Below are 16,762 nucleotides of genomic sequence, written 5' to 3'. Positions count from 1 at the left end.
GCCCAGAGACGCCGCATCCACTTGCCGAGATGTTGAGAGCCCCATGGATAATCGACTGACCAATACGCACCGCCGCACGCTTCTCAAAAGCGCCGCTACGATCGCCGCCGCATTGCCTCTTGCCGCTGCGTTTTCGACATCTGGAGCGTCTGAACGGCAGGCCGCAGCGGCCGCTCGCGATCGTGACGCGAATGGATCAGGCGTTCCTGCACCGCTGACCGGTCGCCGGAGACTCGGCGCGCTGGAAGTGTCCAGCGTGGGGCTCGGCGTGCAGAACATGAGCCGCACGTACCAGACTACGATTCCGTCGCGTACCGAGATGCATCGCATCATCCGGGCAGCCTTTGATCAGGGTCTGACCTTCTACGACGCGGCGGAAGCCTACGGTCCGCACGAGGTCGAACGGATCCTCGGCGAGGGCGTCGCGTCGTTCCGCAACGATGTCGTGATCGCCACCAAGTTCGGCTGGAACATCGACCTGGAAACGGGCGCGCGTGGCCCCGGTCTCATCAGCCGCCCAGAACACATCAAGCGCGTGGTCGAAGGCATGCTGGGACGCCTGCGTACTGACCGTATCGATCTGCTGTATCAGCACCGGGTCGATCCGATGGTACCGATCGAGGAGGTGGCGGGTGCCATCAAGGATCTCCGCTCGGAGGGCAAGGTGCTGCATTGGGGTCTGTGCGAGATGGGACTCCAGACGCTGCGTCGCGCGCATGCCGAACTGCCTGTGGCGGCGGTCCAGAACGAGTACTCGATGCTGTGGCGCGGGCCCGAAGACGAGGTGATCCCCACCTGCGAAAAACTCGGGATCGGTTTCGTCCCGTGGAGCCCGCTCGGCGTAGGATTTCTCACCGGCTCGATCGATGCGCGGACGCGCTTTGCCGAGGGCGATATCCGGGGGATCGAAACGCGGTTCTCGCCCGAGAATCTGGCCGCCAACATGGCCCTGGTCCGACTGCTCCAGGAGTGGGCGGGCCGCAAGCGCGCAACACCCGCGCAGATCGCCCTGGCCTGGCTGATGGCACGCAAGCCCTGGATCGTGCCGATTCCCGGCACCACGCAGATGGCGCACATGCTCGAGAACATCGGCGCTGCCGGTGTGACCTTCGAGGCGGGCGAACTGCAGCAGCTGGACAGCGCGCTGGATGCGATCGAGATTAAAGGGGATCGCCTGCCACCGGCGGTCCAGGCCTTCAGCGGCGTTGAAGCGCCTCCGCGCTGAGCCTGTGTTTACGCCGGATCACGCAGAAGCGTTTCAGCTAGAACCGAGCCAGGCATTGACCGCGTCCATCGTCCTGCGTTCCTGATCAGCCTCCATCGAGAATGGGGGCTCGATGCGCGCGCCCGGTGCATGCGAAGCGAGTATCTCGCGCGCATTGCCCAGGCCGTATCCGCCGTGGGTGACAAATGGAACCAGTGTCTTGCCCGACAGATCGTGTTGCCGCAGGAAGCTGCGGATGACCGGGGGCGTTGTCGTGCCCCAGATCGGGAAGCCGAGATAGATCGTGTCGTACTTCGCGATGCCCGCCACACCCGACGCCAGCGGTGGCTCGAAGCCACTGTCGCGTTCCTGCCGCGCCTGTTCGACCGTTGCAAGGTAATCCGCCGGATACGCAGACGCAGGCTGGATCTCGAACAGATCCGCATCCACGGAACGCTGGATCAGCCCTGCGATGACACGCGTGTTGCCCGATCTCGAGAAGTACGCGACGAGCCGCGAGCGCTCAGGCTCCTGCCTGGCGACTTGCCCACAGGCGGCCGTCGCACCTGCCAGAGGCAAGCTTGCGAGCGCGCTGACCACTGCGCGGCGTGTTGCGTTGTGAATCTGACGCATCGGAATACTCTCCTGCTCCAGTCGGGTTGCTGCGTGTCGGCGCCCGGACTCGATGCGCTGTCTGCAGCACGGCACCGCTCAATCTATGCGCGTCTGGCGACATCCAGTAGAGGGCATAATCGGAATCAGTTCATAACGTGAGCGCATCAGTGCAGGAGAGCTACGACCAGCTTGCGATCTTCGCCACGGTGGCACGGGAACGCAGCTTCACCCGCGCGGCGGCCAAGCTTGGACTGTCCCAGCCGGCGCTGAGCCGTTCAATGCGCCAGCTGGAAGATCGCCTGGGCGTACGACTGCTGGCGCGCACGACGCGGAGCGTTTCGCCGACAGAGGCGGGCGAGCGCCTGCTTGAAGTGATCGCGCCGCGTTTCGAGGAGATCAACCACGAACTGGCGATGCTCAACCAGTTTCGCGACCGGCCAGCCGGCAAGCTCCGCATCACCGCTGGTGAGCATGCAGCGATCACGGTCCTGGAGCCGGTACTGGCGAAGCTGATGCCGGATCACCCGGATCTCAGCATCGAGATCATCGTGGACTACGGCCTGACCGACATCGTGTCCGAGGGATATGACGCGGGCGTGCGTATGGGCGAGCAGGTCGCAAAAGACATGATTGCCGTCCCCGTAGGCCCTCAGCTCCGGATGGCGGTTGTCGGATCGCCGTCGTACTTCAGCCGGTTCCCACGCCCGAAGAGCCCGCACGATCTGACCCAGCACAACTGCATCACGATCCGACTGCCGACCTATGGCGGCATCTTCGCGTGGGAGTTCGAGAAGAAGGGCAAGGAACTCAAGGTGAGAGTCGAAGGGCAGCTGGTCTTCAACAACATCGCGCTGCGGCTCAAGGCTGCGCTCGATGGACTCGGCCTCGCTTACATGCCCGAAGATCTTGTGGCCGAACATGTGCGTGCGGGAAGGCTGGTCAGGGTGCTGGCGGACTGGTGTCCGCCGTTTCCCGGATACCACCTCTATTACCCCAGCCGTCGCCAGACATCGGTCGCATTCGCGTTGCTGCGTGATGCGCTGCGCTGGTCGGCCTGACCCTCCCGACACTTCAGGCTGCCGGTGTTTCAGACCGGCAGGTGGGGATAGATCTTCTCGATCGTGACCGGGTACTGGCGGACCCTTGCGCCTGAGGCGTTGTAGATGGCATTCGCGACCGCCGCTGCGACGCCTGATATCCCGAGTTCACTGACACCTTTGGCTTTCATCGGTGAGGAGTGGGGATCCAGGTCGTCGAGGAAGATCACGTCCTGCTCGATGATGTCGGCGTGTACCGGCACCTCGTACGTCGCCAGATCGTGATTGACGAAGTAGCCCAGTCGCAGATCCACGGCCAGCGATTCCATCAGCGCGCCGCCGAGGCCCATCGTCATCGCGCCGATCACCTGGCTGCGCGCGGTTTTCGGGTTGAGGATGCGGCCGGCCGCGCACACGGCGAGCATCCGCGGGACACGGACCTCGCCGGTGAACCGGTTGATGCGCACCTCGCAGAAATGCGCGCCGAAGGTCTGGTGGGCGAGGCCGCCGCGTGCCTGGTCGAACTCGATGCCGTCCTCGGCCACGACTTCGCGGCCGGTGACCAGGCTTTGGAGCGGGATGCGTCGGCCGTCATGGACGAGATGGCCTTCGCGGAACTCGCTGCGCGCCGGATCCGCGCCAGCTGCCGCGCAAAGCGTGTCGCGCAGCAGCTGGCACGCCGCGTAGGTGCCCGATGTCGCACTGTTGGCACCGCGCTGTCCGAGTGAACCGGAGGCGCGCGGGAATGTTGAATCGCCAAGCCGGACATCGACCTGATCGAGCGGCAGGCCAAGCATCTCTGCGGCCGTCTGCCCGATGATCGTGTAGCTGCCGGTGCCGATGTCGGTCATGTCGGTTTCGACGATCAGCCTGCCGCTGGCCTGCAGGCGCACGCGCACTGCGGAGTCGGTGACGTTGTTGCCGCGGATGGCGCTGGCGACTCCCAGGCCCACGAGTTCGTCGCCGTCGATCACCGAGGCAGGCACGCTGTTGCGACGGCCCCAGCCGAACCGTTCGGCGCCGATCCGGAGGCAGTCGGCGAACCGGCGTGTGCTGAACCGCTTGCCCGAGGTCGGGTCGACATCGGTGTCGTTACGCAGCCGCAGTTCGACCGGGTCGAGACCGAGCTTTTCCGCCAGCTCGTCCATCGCCACCTCGAACGCCATCAGGCCGGGTGCTTCACCCGGCGCACGCATCGCATTGCCCTCCGGCAGGTCGAGCCGCGCCAGACGGGTCCGCATCAATCGGTTCGCTCCGGCATAGAGCGATGCGGTCGGAATCGTGGACCGCTCAGCGGGGCCGCCGACGAGATTGCCCGACCAGGTTTCGTGGCCGATGGCCTGGATCCGACCCGAGCGGTCGGCGCCGATGCGCACGCGCTGGCGTGTCGCCGGACGATGCGAGGTGTTGTTGAACATCAGGCTGCGCTCGAGCGCAATCTTGACCGGTCGTCCGCACTGTCGCGACGCGGCCGCCGCCAGCACTGCATCGCTGAGCACGCTGGCCTTGCCGCCGAATCCACCGCCGACGTAGGGCGTGATGATCCGGATGTCGGACTCGGGGAGATCGAAGATCCGTGACAGGTCGCGCATGCCCCACGAGACGATCTGCATCGCCGTCCAGATCGTCAACTTGCCAGCGTTCCAGGTGGCGACGGTCGCATGGGGTTCCATCATCGCGTGCGACTGGTCCGGCGTTTCGTATACCTCGTTGACCGTCACCGCGCTTCCGGCGAATGCCGCGTCGAAATCGCCGATATCGGTATCGGGGCTGCTCGACGGCGGCTCGTCAGGAAAGTGCGCAGATTTGAGATCGAATGCACCCGCCTGGCGGTCGTAGCGCACAGCGACCAGACGCGCCGCATCACGGGCCTGCTCGTAGGTGTTCGCCACGACCACAGCGACCGCCTGGTGGTAGTGCGAGACGACATCGGACACCAGCGGCAACGCCGCATAGAACTCGCCCTTGCCAAGGCGTCCCGCATTGCGCGCGGTGACCACGGTGACGACACCCGGCGCGGCACGCGCACGGTCAGTGTCGATGTCGAGCAGTCGGCCGTAGCCGATCGCCGCTCCGACGATCACGCCGTAGAGCTGCCCGGGGGCAACGTCATGTTGTTCGTAGGCGTAGCGGGCCTGACCGGCCGTCTTGAGTGGACCGTCGATTCGATCCACCGGTTGCCCGATCACGGTCTGACGATCGATCGGATTGGTGCCTGCGGGCTGGTCGAACTTCATCGGATCGTGCCTCGTGCAATCGCGTGATGCCGCATCACGCGCGGCTGCTCTGGATCGACGCCAGGGTCCGCTCGACCAGATCCAGCTTGAACCGGTTCTGTTCGGTGGCCGTCCCGGTGGCGGCGGCCTCACGACGCAACGCGTCGGTGATGGCGGCGGGGGACTGGACGGCTTCGCCGGTGGGCGTCCACGGCTTGTGCGACACGCCACCGACCGCCACTCGCCAGCCGGCATCGTCCACGATCGCGGCCACGGACACGAGCGCGAACGCGTAGGACGCACGGTCCCGGAGCTTGCGGTACACCTGGCGCCCAATGGCCGGCTTCGGCACCCGTACGCCCGTGATCAGTTCGCCGGCGACGAGGCCTGATTCGAGATGCGGCGTCGACTCCGGCGCGCGATAGAACGTATCCAGCGCGTGGCGCGCGGTGGTGCCGTCCGGGCGCAGCGTCTCGACCTGAGCCTCCAACACCCGCAGCGCGACGGCCATGTCGCTCGGATGCGTGGCGATGCATTCGCGGCTGCCGCCCACGACGGCAAGCTGGCGGCTGTAGCCACCCAGCGCGGCGCAACCGCTGCCTGGCAGCCGTTTGTTGCAGGGCTGGTTGGTGTCGTAGAAATAGGGGCAGCGCGTGCGCTGCAGCAGATTGCCGCCGGTCGTCGCCTTGTTGCGCAACTGTCCGGACGCACCGGACACGAGCGCGAGCGACAGCACGCCGTACTCGCTGCGCACGCGCGGATGCGCGGCCAGATCCGCATTGCGGACAAGCGCGCCGATGCGCAGTCCGCCATCGTCGGTCGTCTCGACGGTGTCCAGTCCGATCCCGTTGATGTCGATCAGATGCGACGGGGATTCGATCTGCAGTTTCATCAGATCGAGCAGGTTCGTGCCCCCGGCGATGAAGCGTGCGCCCGGCGTGCGCGTGGCCTTTGCCACGGCATCTGCCGGGGAAGTGGCGCGTTCGAAGGTGAACTGCTTCACGTCAGGCTCCCGATGTCTCGACGATCGCCGCAACGATGTTCGGGTAGGCGCCGCAGCGGCAGATATTCCCGCTCATGCGTTCACGAATTTCATGCGCACTCGTCTGCGGCGTCGCCGCCGGATCGTCGCTCGCGAAGCTGGGCATGCCGCGCCCGATTTCGTCCAGCATGCCGACGGCCGAACAGATCTGCCCTGGCGTGCAGTATCCGCACTGGTAGCCGTCGTGCTTGACGAACGCCGTCTGCAGCGGATGCGGCTGCGCGACCGTGCCGAGGCCTTCGATCGTGGTGACCGACGCGCCCTCGTGCATGACCGCGAGCGTCAGGCAGGCATTGATGCGACGTCCATCGACGAGGATGGTGCAGGCGCCGCACTGTCCCTGGTCGCATCCCTTCTTGGTCCCGGTCAGCCGCAGCTGCTCGCGAAGCACGTCGAGCAGGCTGCTGCGATTGTCCACCTGCAGCACGACCGGCCGGCCGTTGACCTCCATCGAAACGGTCGACTCGAGTACAGGAGCCTCGCGACTCACGATGTCATCTGTCGCCGCTTGCGCAGCGAATGGACCAAGCGACGCAACTGCGCCCGCAGTCGAGGACGCGCCCAGAGCGAGCAACTCCCGCCGGGTGAGCCGGATGCCTGTCATGAAAGCGCGGCTCCCGCCAGAACGGGCTTCGGCGCGAGTACCCGGGACGATGTGTCGTCGGAAGACGCCCGCACAGACGCCGTGTCGTCGGGCAAACGGCGCAGATCGTCGAACGTCGCGTAGGCATGACGCATCGGGCAGGGCCTCTCAAGCTGGCGCAATGGGCTGGCATTGATTCCCCCTCGGTTGCCGAGGAGCAACGCGCACCGGGGAAGAGGTCTCGATCGTATCGTCCCGCCGCAGGCGATTGAACGCGCAGCACGCGAATGCTCTTATGACCGGAGCGCATCAATCGATGAATGCAGCTGCTGCAGCTATGTGAAACGGCTCACAGGAGTCTGTACTGACCGTCTGAATCTTCTGCACCAACACGTTCCAGTGCACCGAAGGCTTGCGGACCTTTCGTCGCCCAGGTGAGAACACGCGAGGCACGCGTTACCGGTCGTACTTCAGTGCGTCTACGATGACTCTGAGTGCAGGGGTGACCTGCCGGCTCTTCGGAAAGTACAGGTGGTAGCCGGGCAAGACCGGACACCAGTCATCGAGCACACCGATCAGTTGGCCAGACGCGAGCATCGACGCGCATTGCGAACGCAGCAGGTATGCGAGTCCATGCCCCGCGACCGCCGCTTCGAGAATCAGTTCCGGGCGGTTGAACGCAAGGCGACCGGAGACACGCGTGCGTGTGGCCCTGCCGTCGCCCACGAACTCCCAGGCAGGGAAACCGCCCAACGATGGCAGCCAGCGGTTGATGCAGGAATGGTCGGCGAGATCACTTGGCGTGACAGGTGCGGCATGCGTCGCCAGATACGTGGGCGATGCGACCACCGCGATCGGTTCGGGCGGACCGATCGGCACCGCCACCATGTCTTTGTCCACGTTGCCGCCGAGACGGATGCCGGCGGTGTAACCGGCGACAACGATGTCCACCAGCCCGTTCTCGACGTCGACCTGAATCGCGATGTCCGGATACTCCGGCAGCAGACGATGCAGCGCCGGCCACAGGATGGTTTCGGCCGCGTGGTCTGCCGAGGTAATGCGCACCGTCCCCGATGGACGCCCCGGGTCTTCGGTCAACGCGGCAAGCTGCCCACGGATATCCGCAATTGCAGGCCCGAGTGTTTCGAGCAGTCGTGCGCCGGCTTCAGTTGGCGCGACACTCCGCGTGGTCCGAGCGAGCAGACGCACGCCCAGCCGGGATTCGAGACGACGTATGCGATGACTCAAGGCGGATTGCGACGTGCCCAGGCGTCCGGCAGCGCGGGTAAAACTGCGCGCTTCCGCAACGGCGACAAACGCCGCGAGGGTGCCCAGCTCGTCCTGCATCATTGATGATTTCTCCGCATGAGAGCGCTGAATTTCACCGTCGATCAGCTCTGGAAGTGGGATGTCGCTTGAAGATACATGACGTTACGTCATGGGCGCTGGTATGGAAACGGGCTTGGTCCAGGCGTGACGGGTCGCTAGCGTGGGCGATCCTCCATGCCGACGAATCTCCATGAAGCCAGTCCTCCTGCGAACGCCTGTTGCCACCGTGATCGCCTCGCTGCTGGCGGTGGGCGCCAGCGCCGCGCATGCGGAGCCGGCCCGCGATCCGGCCACCGACGCGTTCGTCCTGATCCCCGAATCGCCCTCGTCGGTCTTCGTCGACGCGACCGCAACCCACGTGCCGATCGCGCCCAGCCTGCACGCCACCGATTCGGTCTTCATCGACGTCGATCACGACGGGCACCTCGATGTCGTGGTGTCGGTCGAGTACGGCGTGAACCGGCTCTACCGCAACGACGGTACCGGCCGTCTGACCTATGTGCCCGACGCATTCGGCACGCGCATCCACGATAGCGAACACGTCCGCGCCGCCGATTTCGATGGAGATGGCCACATGGATGTCGTCTTCGTTGCCGAGTCCGACGAGATGCACCAGCTGTGGCTTGGCGATGGCCGGGGCGGCTTCACCGATGCCAGTGATCGCCTGCCAGCGCAGAGTCAGGGCAACGGACTGGCGGTCGGTGACGTCAACGGCGACGGTCTTCCGGACATCTTCGTCGGCAGCACCGGCGAGACCGGCCACAGTCCGGATGCGCCACTGGTGCGCGCGCGCAATCTTCTGTTCCTCAACGATCCGGGCAATCGCGGCCACTTCATCGATGCCACTGCCACGCATCTGCCTGACACCGACGACCAGACCGAAAGCGTCGTGCTTGCGGACATGGATGGCGACGGACACCTCGACGCCGTGCTCGCCAGCCCTGCCCACCCGAACCGCTTGCTGCTCAACGACGGCAGCGGCCGCTTCACCGATGCCTCAGATCGGCTCGACCTGCGCGTGCCGATGGAGACGCGCGAAGTTCAGGTGGCCGACGTCAACGGTGACGGCCTTCCGGACATCCTGTTCTTCAACATCACCAGCAACAATTTCGGCTGGGACAAGGATCCACAGACGCGGTTGCTGATCAACGACGGAAAGGGCCGCTTCGTCGATGAAACCGGAGCGCGTCTGCCCGCGCATACATTCTCCAGTTGGGCGGGCACCGTGGTGGACTTCAACGGTGACGGCGCGCCGGACCTGCTGGTCGGCGCGATCCAGGTGCCCGGATTCGTGCCCCTGCAGCTCCGTGCTTGGCAGAACGACGGCGCTGGTCAGTTCACAGATGTCACAGACGCAGTGGTGCCGGGTATCACTGTCGGCCGCAGCTGGAACACAGGTCAGGGCGATCTGGATGGCGACGGCAAACCAGATGTCTTCATCGGCGGGTGGGGCACGCAGGCACGCCTTCTGCTGACCGACCTCGACGCCTACAAGAACAGCTTGCCACCGATGCCTGCATTGAAGCCTGGTGTGCCTGTGGAGTTGCGCTGATCGCAGCGCGAGGGGAATCACTGGCGCTTACGTCACGGTTCTATCGAAATAGAAAACATCCAGGTCCAACGTCCGCTTCTGTTCGGAAGCGGATATCGCTCGTGTTCCATCAAAATTGCTTGATCAAGAATGCAGGGGTCTTCGGGATCCGCTGTCGTCTGGACCATCAGTAAGGAAGATCGTCCGGCTCACAACCTATGTAATCGGGCGCGGGCATGACCGAGAGGCGGGTTGCCATGATTGTGGTCCGCTCCTGCAGCAAAGCTTTGACCACACGATGCATCCCGTCCATGACGCGGCCATCCGGTGAAAGGATGATCGGATAGGCAAGGTCTGTCGCCTCGACCAACCGCATGTGCTCCATCAGATCTCGACACGTCGGTAGAGAATCGTCCGCGTCATACCAGTAGGGTTCGTCGATTTCGCGAATCTCGGACAGCTCTACTTCGGAGGGCTCCACGTTCCTCGTAAGCTCAATCAACCGATGAACATCCCACGCGAGCAGGCCGCGCTCGCTCTCGCGAAAGTGATACTGCTTGCGCATTGTCCCGGCTCGGTTTCGTATCGGATACGGATTGTAGTGTCCGTACGCAGGGGGCATGCAGCGCTTGATGTTTAGAGCAGTCGGACGTCTGCTTTCGGCCAGCAGCGGACGCGCTCGAACCGCCTTGGCTGGAGCTTCACGTCAGCCGTCGCATCGCCCGGTACTCGCGAAGACGTCCACGGCCCTGCCAACGCGAAAGCCAGAGTGTCCCCAGCACGCAGAATCCTGCGCAGACCAGCAGGTTCCGGGCCGGTGCCTGCCAGGCAGGATCCCCGGCAACAAATGCACTGATCGCGGCAACGCTGGCGTAGGCGAGCAGGACGAATGCGGCAACACGGGCGATGCGCAGGTCACGCAGGCCGGCGCGCAACTGGGTTAGTCGCGTATGCGCGTAGGAGCGCACGTTCTGTGCGGCGTCGGCCGGTGATGGCTGCGTTTGGCGTAGCAGGAGCCACCAGACGGTGGGCAGGTAGGCGACGAAGAAGGGCATCACCAGCCAGTACGCAGGTGTTGTCGCGCCCCCGAACAGTGGCCTTGTCAGAAGCGCGATTCCGACGAGTGTCAGCACGATCTCGAGGCACCGCCGAAGCCGTTGATGCCAGCGGGTGCGATGTACGCTCGCCACCAGCGCCGCGCTGTCGGCCGGTGGGCGCGCGGTTTGCCAGGCGGACTGCATCAGGTCGTCGAACTCGGTCATGCGATGTCTTCCTGCGAAAGCAGCGTTTTCAGGATGGCGCGGCCCCGATGCAGGCGGACGCCGACGTTCTCTTGCGAAATGCCAAGCAGGCTGGCGATTTCGCCGTAGTCGAAGCCTTCCAGTTGCAGCATCAAGGGTTGCCGCAGGCGCAACGGCAGCGTGACGAGCGCTTCGAACAGCCACTCGCTACGTGCACGCTCGGCTTCGTCGGTGGTGGCGGGGTCTGGCACGTCGTGCTGGGCAGGATCCAACTGCAGCGATGCGGGCGCACGCGTCGCCGTGCGCACATGGCTGGCGCCGAGGTTGTGTGCGACCCGCAGGACGAATGGGAGTAGCCGGTCGTGCTCGCGCAGCGTCGGCAGGGCCTGCCAGATCGCGAGCAGCACCTCCTGCATCAGTTCTTCGCGCAGCGCGGGGTTGAGCTCATAGCCGCAGACAGCGCGCCACAGTTGCGGATGGAAGGCGTTGACCTGGGACCACGAAGGCGGCATCGGACTCGGATTCGGTGGGATCAGATAGTCAGTCGTCGAGGAGCGCCGGTTTCTTACAGAAATGTTTTCGCGAGTTTGCGCGTAAGAAACCGGGTAGACGGCGCGACTGAAGCGGGTACACCCACACCGGATTTCAACATGCATCGTCTCATCTCGTGGTCCCTCACTGGACTGCTGGCCTGCGGGCCCGCGCTGTCCCTCCATGCGGCTTCGAAGCCACTGGCGCTTGACGGGGTACACATCGTCGACCTCGAAGCGGGTCGCAGCGGGAAGGCGCAATGCGTCCGGATCGAGCAGGGACGCATCGCGCGCATCGCGAGTGCCGGCAGCCGTGACTGCCGACGCGGTGCCACCGTCGTGCCGCTCGATGGCCGTTATCTGATGCCTGGTCTCATCGACATGCACGCACATCTGACGCTGGGCCCACTCGAGGTGCGCCGGGAGGGAGAGGAGGTGATCATCGAGGCACTGCCCGACGACGCGATTGCCGACCATAACGCTGCACGGCTGGTTGGATTCGGCATCACCACGATCCGCAATCCCGCAGGCGATCTCGCGGCGGCCATGCGCTATCGCATGCGGCGGGCCGAGGGAACTGTCACCGGCCCCGAAAGTTTCGATGCCGGGAAGGTACTCAACAATGTCGACCTGCCAGGCCTCGGTACCGGCGTCCAGACGGTAGACGACGTTCGCCATGCCGTGGCCGCGCAGGTCGACGCGGGCGCCGACTGGATCAAGCTCTACACGGGTCTGACGCCCGAGTTGCTGCAGGCCGGTATCGACGCGGCGCATGCGCATGACCGGCCGGCAGTGGCGCATCTGGAGGACGTAGCTTGGACGGACGCGTTGCCGATGGGACTGGACGGCATCGTGCATGTGATGCCGATCAGCCCGGATCTACTTGCCGCACAAGATGTCGAGGCGTATCGCGAAGCGCGCCGCCCCGGCACGTTCGGTTTCTTCGAGTGGTGGGAGCGCTTCGATCCCGAAGGCGCAGAAGCTGATCGGATGGTCGAGGCCTTCGAGCGCTACCGGCCCGTGTTCGACGCCACGCTTGTCGCCTTCCATGCAGCATTCGTGCAGGACCAGGCAGACAGCCCTTATCTGGATGAAGCCCGGCGCTACGCGCATCCGCGTCTGTTCGAGAACTGGACCTCGTTCTTCACCTTCGCGATCGGCTGGGAGCCAAACGACTTTGCGCGCGCACGGGCCGTGTGGCCGAAGGTGCAACGTATGGCCGTGCGTCTGTACGCGAGCAATGCACGCATGACGATCGGTACCGACATGAGCAATCCCTGGATCGCGCCGGGCGTCAGCTTCCATCGCGAGATGCGCCTGCTGGCCGACGCCGGTGTGCCGAACGCCCGGATACTGGCTGCGGCGACGTGGCAGGCCGCCGATGCATTGGGAGCCGGCGATCGCCTGGGGCGGATCGCGATGGGGTACGAGGCCGATCTGCTGGTACTCGATGACAACCCGCTGGAGGATATGGCGCATGCGCGTGAGGCACATGCGGTGGTCGTCGATGGCCGCTATCTCGATTCGGCTGCACTCGCCACGTTGCGGGGTGACGAATGAGCCCGCGCGAAGAACGCGCCGCGCCAAGCGTTGCACGCCGGGTCAGGCGTCCGTGGCGCTGGATCGCGCTGGGCGGCGTCGTTTGCGTGTTGGCCTGGGTCGCACTTGGCATCGGTCTTGTCGCAGGCGTGGACAGGACGGCGCGTCTGGTGCTGGTCACCGTTGCAGCGGTCGCCACTGAAGGTCTTGTCTGGCTAAGCGCCGCGCTGCTCGGACTACGGGTATTCGAAGCCCGCCGCCAACTTTGGCAGACCCTGCGGGCGCGTGTGCTGCGCTGAGTCGCGTCCTGGAGGAAGACGGGCGCCGCTTGGCGCCCGTTCTTATCAATATCGGTTCCAGGTTCACTTCCAACCAGGCCATAGCGACCTTCGCCGAGACGTCCAGCGCGCATGGGCTTGGCAGCGGATGATCCGCGTCGGCAACTCCCGCACCTACAAATGCGTGATCTCTCTGAGCGCCCTTGAGACCATCGACTTCATAGCCCCGACTGGGTGCACATTACGGTCTGTTGCGCGGGGCGAGCAGGCTCGAGGTGGTGCTAGCCGAACTGGATAGCGGCCCATGTGTGCGGGCTTCTGAAGATGACGTTGGCCACGAAACAAATCGTCTTTAATGACGACTTATTTGCATTTTATACGGGTAATCGTCATATTCGACGACATATGAACACTCCTGACCGCTATCACGTCCTGTCGCTCGCACAGCTGGGCAGCCGACTGGCGGCCCTGCGCGTGGCGCGCAACCTCACCCAGGCGGAACTGGCCGAGCAGGCAGGCGTGTCCAAGCGGACGGTCGAACGCCTGGAGGCGGGGGGCACGGCCACGCAGCTGTCCACGTTCCTGCGGGTCTGCGGGGTACTCGGGCTGGAAGGGCGGCTTGCGCAACTGGTGCCCGAACCGGTCGACAGCCCCGTGGCCCAGTTGCGTCAGCAGCGCCGCACACGCCAGCGCGCATCGGCGTCAAGCAAGGATGCCCCGGCGCCCAAGGCGAAGCCGGTCAAGAGCTGGAGCTGGGAGACATGACGATCGCCGAAGTCCAACTGTGGGGCCGGACGATCGGCGCGGTGTCGGTGCAGGCAGGCGCGACGACGGCCGCGTTCGAATACGTGCCGGAATTCCTCGGTAGCGGCATCGAGCTCTCACCGCTGCACATGCCGCTGCAGCCGCGCATCTATACCTTCCCGGAACTCGCGCAGCCCACGTTCCACGGCTTGCCCGGCCTGTTGGCCGACTGCCTGCCGGACCGCTTCGGCAATGCGCTGATCGACCAGTGGTTGGCGATGCAGGGCCGCTCACCGCAAAGCTTCAATGCCGTCGAACGTCTCTGCTACACCGGCGCGCGCGGCATGGGCGCGCTGGAATTCAAGCCGGTCAGCGGGCCAAAGGCCAGCCGTTCCGACACGCTGGACGTCGCGGCGCTGGTCGGACTGGCCTCCGACATCCTCACCCATCGCGAAGGTCTCGACGCCAGCCTCGAACGCCCGGCGCGGCAGAAGGCCATGCAGGACATCCTGCGCGTGGGCACCTCGGCCGGCGGCGCGCGTGCGAAGGCGCTGATTTCCTGGAACGCCGAGACCAACGAGGTGCGCTCGGGCCAGGTGGCGGCCGATCCGGGCTTCAGTCACTGGCTGCTCAAGTTCGACGGCGTGGCGGGCAACAAGGACAAGGAGCTGCTGGATCCGCAGGGCTACGGCGCCATCGAATACGCCTACGCGCTGATGGCACAGGCGGCCGGCATCGACATGAGTGAATGCCGCTTGCTGGAAGAGGGCGGACGCCGCCACTTCATGACGCGCCGCTTCGACCGCCTCGATGACGGCAGCAAGCTGCACATGCAGTCGCTCGGCGCACTGGCGCATTTCGACTACAACCTGCCCGGCGCGTATTCCTACGAGCAGGCCTTCCTCGTCATCCGGCAACTTGGTTTGCCGATGGCGGCCATCGAGCAGCAGTTCCGCCGCATGCTGTTCAACGTGGTGGCGCGCAACCAGGACGACCACGTCAAGAACATCGCGTTCCTGATGGACAAGCAGGGCCAGTGGTCATTGGCCCCTGCGTTCGACATCAGCTACAGCTACAACCCCGACGGCGACTGGACGGCCAGTCACCAGATGCGCGTCAACGGCAAGCGCGACGGCTTCACGCTGGAAGACTTCAAGGCGGTCGCTGCGGTTGCGAGCCTCAAGCGCGGGCGGGATCGAAAAATGCTGGATGACGTCATGGCTGCGGTCGAGGACTGGGCGACGTTCGCGAGCCAGGCTGGAGTGGATACGCAGCAGGCCGCGCAAGTCGGGGCGGTGCATAGGCTGCGGTTCTAACGTCTGATTCGAAGATGCCTCGGCTGTTTGGACATGGCGTACAGACGCCACGTCATCAGGAGCCAACACAATGCATCAGCGACCGCTGGACTTCGAGGTGAATCGGACACCTCGAAGCATCATCAAGCAGAGCAGGAATGCGGACTACCGCAACTGATCTCCTGGTTTGCGCAAAGCCTGTATCAGACGGCTCGCCAGATTGTCGCTGCCAATGAAGACGATCGGAGTCTCTGGCCGTTCGCCTTCCAGCCTCTTGCTCACGCGCTTGATCAGGGCCCGATTATTCGCCGCGTCGGAGCGCGGCGAGAATCTCCTGCGCGCGGTCCTGCCGGACATGGCCGTCCGCGACCAGGCGTTCGACCAGCGGGGCGATCTCGTGTACCTGCGCACCGGCCGCCACGGCGACGTTGCGGGCATGCAGCGACATGTGACCGCGCTGTATGCCCTCGGTCGCCAGTGCGCGCAGCGCTGCGGTGTTCTGCGCAAGGCCCACAGCAGCCGTGACTTCGGCAAGCTGCACGGCGCTCTGGACACCCAGCAGCTTTACCGCTGCTTGCGCGGTCGGATGCGTCTTCGTCGCGCCGCCCACGAGACCGAGCGCGAGCGGTAGCTCCAACGTGGCGACGAGATTGCCGTCGGCATCCTTCTCGAAGTGCGACAGCGATGTGTAGCGACCATTCTGGCAAGCATGGCAATGCGCGCCTGCCTCGATCGCGCGCGTGTCGTTGCCGGTCGCCAGCACGACGGCAGAGATGCCGTTCATGATGCCCTTGTTGTGGGTCGCGGCCCGGTAGGAATCCGCGGCCGCGAACCGGTAGGCATCCACGATGCCATCGACGACATCGGCACCGCCGAGTTTGCCGGCGTCATACACCGCGCGAACACGTACCAGACGCAGGTCGGCCTTGTTGGACAGGATTCGCAGGAGGCTGCGGCCGCGCGCGATCTCGGCAATGCGCGGCGCCAGCGCTTCGGCCATCGTGTTGACGGCATTGGCGCCCATCGCATCGCGCACATCAACCTGCAGATGAAGCACCACGTACTGCGCGGGGCCTGCATCGACAAGTCGTACCTGGATGTCACGTGCGCCGCCGCCCAGACGGACCAGCAACGGGTCCTGCGCATTCGCCAGCGCAAGCAGTTCCTCGCGTGCTTCGAGCAGACGCAGACGCGCACCCTGGGGATCAGCAACGTCGAGAATCTGTACCTGCGCGATCATCACCGGCGCCATGCTGGACGCATGGAATCCCCCGAGCTCACGGGCGATCAGCGCCGCGTTGCTGGCGGCCGCGATCACGGACGGTTCCTCGGTCGCCATCGGTACCAGATAGTCCACGCCATTGACGAGGAAATTGGCCGCGATGCCAAGCGGAATGGCGATCGTGCCGACTGCGTTTTCGATCATGCGGTCGGCAATCGCCGCCATGTCTGGATCGGGCTCTCGCAGAGCATCCAGCTGTTCGGCCTGCAGGCCACTGGCTTTGACGATCGTCTGGAAACGCTGGTCTGGTGCGAGCTTGTAGAAGCCCGGGATGCGGCTGGTGGTGTGCATGTAAG

At 64.9% G+C, this 16,762-nt stretch carries 16 protein-coding genes; 7 read left to right on the top strand and 9 right to left on the bottom strand.

Annotated elements, in window-relative coordinates; genetic code table 11:
* Window positions 1–43 precede the first annotated feature (43 nt).
* Window positions 44–1,225, top strand: a complete 1,182-nt coding sequence (locus LU699_RS17945) for an aldo/keto reductase (RefSeq protein WP_269781311.1) — start codon at window positions 44–46, stop codon at window positions 1,223–1,225.
* A gap of 33 nt (window positions 1,226–1,258) precedes the next feature.
* Here LU699_RS17945 and LU699_RS17940 read toward each other — a convergent pair whose 3' ends face one another.
* Window positions 1,259–1,837: a flavodoxin gene (locus LU699_RS17940; RefSeq protein ID WP_232135092.1), complete on the bottom strand. Its 579-nt coding sequence runs from the start codon at window positions 1,835–1,837 to the stop codon at window positions 1,259–1,261.
* 137 nt (window positions 1,838–1,974) lie between these two features.
* Between LU699_RS17940 and LU699_RS17935 the strand changes: the two genes are divergently transcribed.
* Window positions 1,975–2,877, top strand: a complete 903-nt coding sequence (locus tag LU699_RS17935; RefSeq protein ID WP_232135094.1) for a LysR family transcriptional regulator — start codon at window positions 1,975–1,977, stop codon at window positions 2,875–2,877.
* 29 nt (window positions 2,878–2,906) lie between these two features.
* Here the strand turns inward: LU699_RS17935 and LU699_RS17930 are convergent, their stop codons facing one another.
* The 4 genes from LU699_RS17930 to LU699_RS17915 form a co-directional block, all read right to left on the bottom strand.
* On the bottom strand, window positions 2,907–5,093 hold the full coding sequence (locus LU699_RS17930) for a xanthine dehydrogenase family protein molybdopterin-binding subunit (protein WP_232135097.1): 2,187 nt from the start codon (window positions 5,091–5,093) through the stop codon (window positions 2,907–2,909).
* Window positions 5,094–5,127: 34 nt separating this feature from the next.
* A complete protein-coding gene (locus LU699_RS17925; protein ID WP_232135099.1) occupies window positions 5,128–6,075 on the bottom strand; it encodes an FAD binding domain-containing protein in 948 nt (315 codons plus the stop codon).
* A 1-nt stretch (window position 6,076) separates the two neighbouring features.
* Window positions 6,077–6,718 carry a 2Fe-2S iron-sulfur cluster-binding protein gene (locus LU699_RS17920; RefSeq protein ID WP_232135101.1) on the bottom strand — a complete coding sequence of 214 codons (642 nt, stop codon included), beginning with the start codon at window positions 6,716–6,718 and terminating at the stop codon, window positions 6,077–6,079.
* A gap of 435 nt (window positions 6,719–7,153) precedes the next feature.
* Window positions 7,154–8,047, bottom strand: a complete 894-nt coding sequence (locus tag LU699_RS17915; RefSeq protein WP_232135103.1) for a LysR family transcriptional regulator — start codon at window positions 8,045–8,047, stop codon at window positions 7,154–7,156.
* 169 nt (window positions 8,048–8,216) lie between these two features.
* Here LU699_RS17915 and LU699_RS17910 point away from each other — a divergent pair, with 169 nt between their 5' ends.
* Window positions 8,217–9,578 (top strand): FG-GAP repeat domain-containing protein, encoded by a 1,362-nt coding sequence (locus tag LU699_RS17910; RefSeq protein WP_232580318.1) that lies wholly within the window; start codon window positions 8,217–8,219, stop codon window positions 9,576–9,578.
* 166 nt (window positions 9,579–9,744) lie between these two features.
* On the opposite strand, the gene LU699_RS17905 is transcribed toward LU699_RS17910, so the two are convergent.
* The 3 genes from LU699_RS17905 to LU699_RS17895 form a co-directional block, all read right to left on the bottom strand.
* Entirely contained in the window at window positions 9,745–10,122 is a 378-nt protein-coding gene (locus tag LU699_RS17905; protein ID WP_232135106.1) for a hypothetical protein, read from the bottom strand.
* Between the two features lie 136 nt (window positions 10,123–10,258).
* Window positions 10,259–10,819, bottom strand: coding sequence for a hypothetical protein (locus tag LU699_RS17900; RefSeq protein WP_232135108.1), 561 nt, complete (start codon window positions 10,817–10,819; stop codon window positions 10,259–10,261).
* Entirely contained in the window at window positions 10,816–12,006 is a 1,191-nt protein-coding gene (locus LU699_RS17895; protein ID WP_232135111.1) for an RNA polymerase sigma factor, read from the bottom strand. Before LU699_RS17895 ends, LU699_RS17900 begins: the two co-directional genes overlap by 4 nt.
* 3 nt (window positions 12,007–12,009) lie before the next feature.
* Here LU699_RS17895 and LU699_RS17890 point away from each other — a divergent pair, with 3 nt between their 5' ends.
* The 4 genes from LU699_RS17890 to LU699_RS17875 all read left to right on the top strand — a co-directional run bounded on the left by LU699_RS17890 (window position 12,010) and on the right by LU699_RS17875 (window position 15,205).
* On the top strand, window positions 12,010–12,888 hold the full coding sequence (locus tag LU699_RS17890; protein ID WP_232135113.1) for an amidohydrolase family protein: 879 nt from the start codon (window positions 12,010–12,012) through the stop codon (window positions 12,886–12,888).
* A complete protein-coding gene (locus tag LU699_RS17885) occupies window positions 12,885–13,166 on the top strand; it encodes a hypothetical protein (RefSeq protein WP_232135115.1) in 282 nt (93 codons plus the stop codon). The genes LU699_RS17890 and LU699_RS17885 overlap by 4 nt, the downstream gene beginning before the upstream one ends.
* Window positions 13,167–13,469: 303 nt before the next feature.
* Complete coding sequence (locus LU699_RS17880) at window positions 13,470–13,910, top strand: helix-turn-helix transcriptional regulator (RefSeq protein ID WP_232149382.1); 441 nt, start codon at window positions 13,470–13,472, stop codon at window positions 13,908–13,910.
* A complete protein-coding gene (locus LU699_RS17875) occupies window positions 13,907–15,205 on the top strand; it encodes a type II toxin-antitoxin system HipA family toxin (RefSeq protein ID WP_232135119.1) in 1,299 nt (432 codons plus the stop codon). Before LU699_RS17880 ends, LU699_RS17875 begins: the two co-directional genes overlap by 4 nt.
* A gap of 280 nt (window positions 15,206–15,485) precedes the next feature.
* On the opposite strand, the gene LU699_RS17870 is transcribed toward LU699_RS17875, so the two are convergent.
* Window positions 15,486–16,757, bottom strand: a complete 1,272-nt coding sequence (locus LU699_RS17870; RefSeq protein ID WP_232135121.1) for a hydroxymethylglutaryl-CoA reductase, degradative — start codon at window positions 16,755–16,757, stop codon at window positions 15,486–15,488.
* Window positions 16,758–16,762: the final 5 nt, after the last annotated feature.

Origin of the sequence: Luteimonas fraxinea, assembly GCF_021233355.1 — a bacterium.
GTDB classification, from domain to species: Bacteria; Pseudomonadota; Gammaproteobacteria; order Xanthomonadales; family Xanthomonadaceae; genus Luteimonas; species Luteimonas fraxinea.
The sequence above is the reverse complement of the archived record's forward strand: the minus strand, read 5'-3'. Positions and strand labels throughout refer to the sequence as shown.

Excerpts from the sequence above, each read along its gene's own strand:
- LU699_RS17945 (WP_269781311.1), top strand. The coding sequence starts at position 44 with ATGGATAATCGACTGACCAATACGCACCGCCGCACGCTTCTCAAAAGC.
- LU699_RS17940 (WP_232135092.1), bottom strand. The coding sequence starts at position 1,837 with ATGCGTCAGATTCACAACGCAACACGCCGCGCAGTGGTCAGCGCGCTC.
- LU699_RS17930 (WP_232135097.1), bottom strand. The coding sequence starts at position 5,093 with ATGAAGTTCGACCAGCCCGCAGGCACCAATCCGATCGATCGTCAGACC.
- LU699_RS17920 (WP_232135101.1), bottom strand. The coding sequence starts at position 6,718 with ATGACAGGCATCCGGCTCACCCGGCGGGAGTTGCTCGCTCTGGGCGCG.
- LU699_RS17915 (WP_232135103.1), bottom strand. The coding sequence starts at position 8,047 with ATGATGCAGGACGAGCTGGGCACCCTCGCGGCGTTTGTCGCCGTTGCG.
- LU699_RS17910 (WP_232580318.1), top strand. The coding sequence starts at position 8,217 with ATGAAGCCAGTCCTCCTGCGAACGCCTGTTGCCACCGTGATCGCCTCG.
- LU699_RS17905 (WP_232135106.1), bottom strand. The coding sequence starts at position 10,122 with ATGCGCAAGCAGTATCACTTTCGCGAGAGCGAGCGCGGCCTGCTCGCG.
- LU699_RS17900 (WP_232135108.1), bottom strand. The coding sequence starts at position 10,819 with ATGACCGAGTTCGACGACCTGATGCAGTCCGCCTGGCAAACCGCGCGC.
- LU699_RS17895 (WP_232135111.1), bottom strand. The coding sequence starts at position 12,006 with ATGGCGAACGTCGTCTACCGTCTGGACGCCGGTACCGAGGCCTGGCAG.
- LU699_RS17885 (WP_232135115.1), top strand. The coding sequence starts at position 12,885 with ATGAGCCCGCGCGAAGAACGCGCCGCGCCAAGCGTTGCACGCCGGGTC.
- LU699_RS17880 (WP_232149382.1), top strand. The coding sequence starts at position 13,470 with ATGACGTTGGCCACGAAACAAATCGTCTTTAATGACGACTTATTTGCA.
- LU699_RS17875 (WP_232135119.1), top strand. The coding sequence starts at position 13,907 with ATGACGATCGCCGAAGTCCAACTGTGGGGCCGGACGATCGGCGCGGTG.
- LU699_RS17870 (WP_232135121.1), bottom strand. The coding sequence starts at position 16,757 with ATGCACACCACCAGCCGCATCCCGGGCTTCTACAAGCTCGCACCAGAC.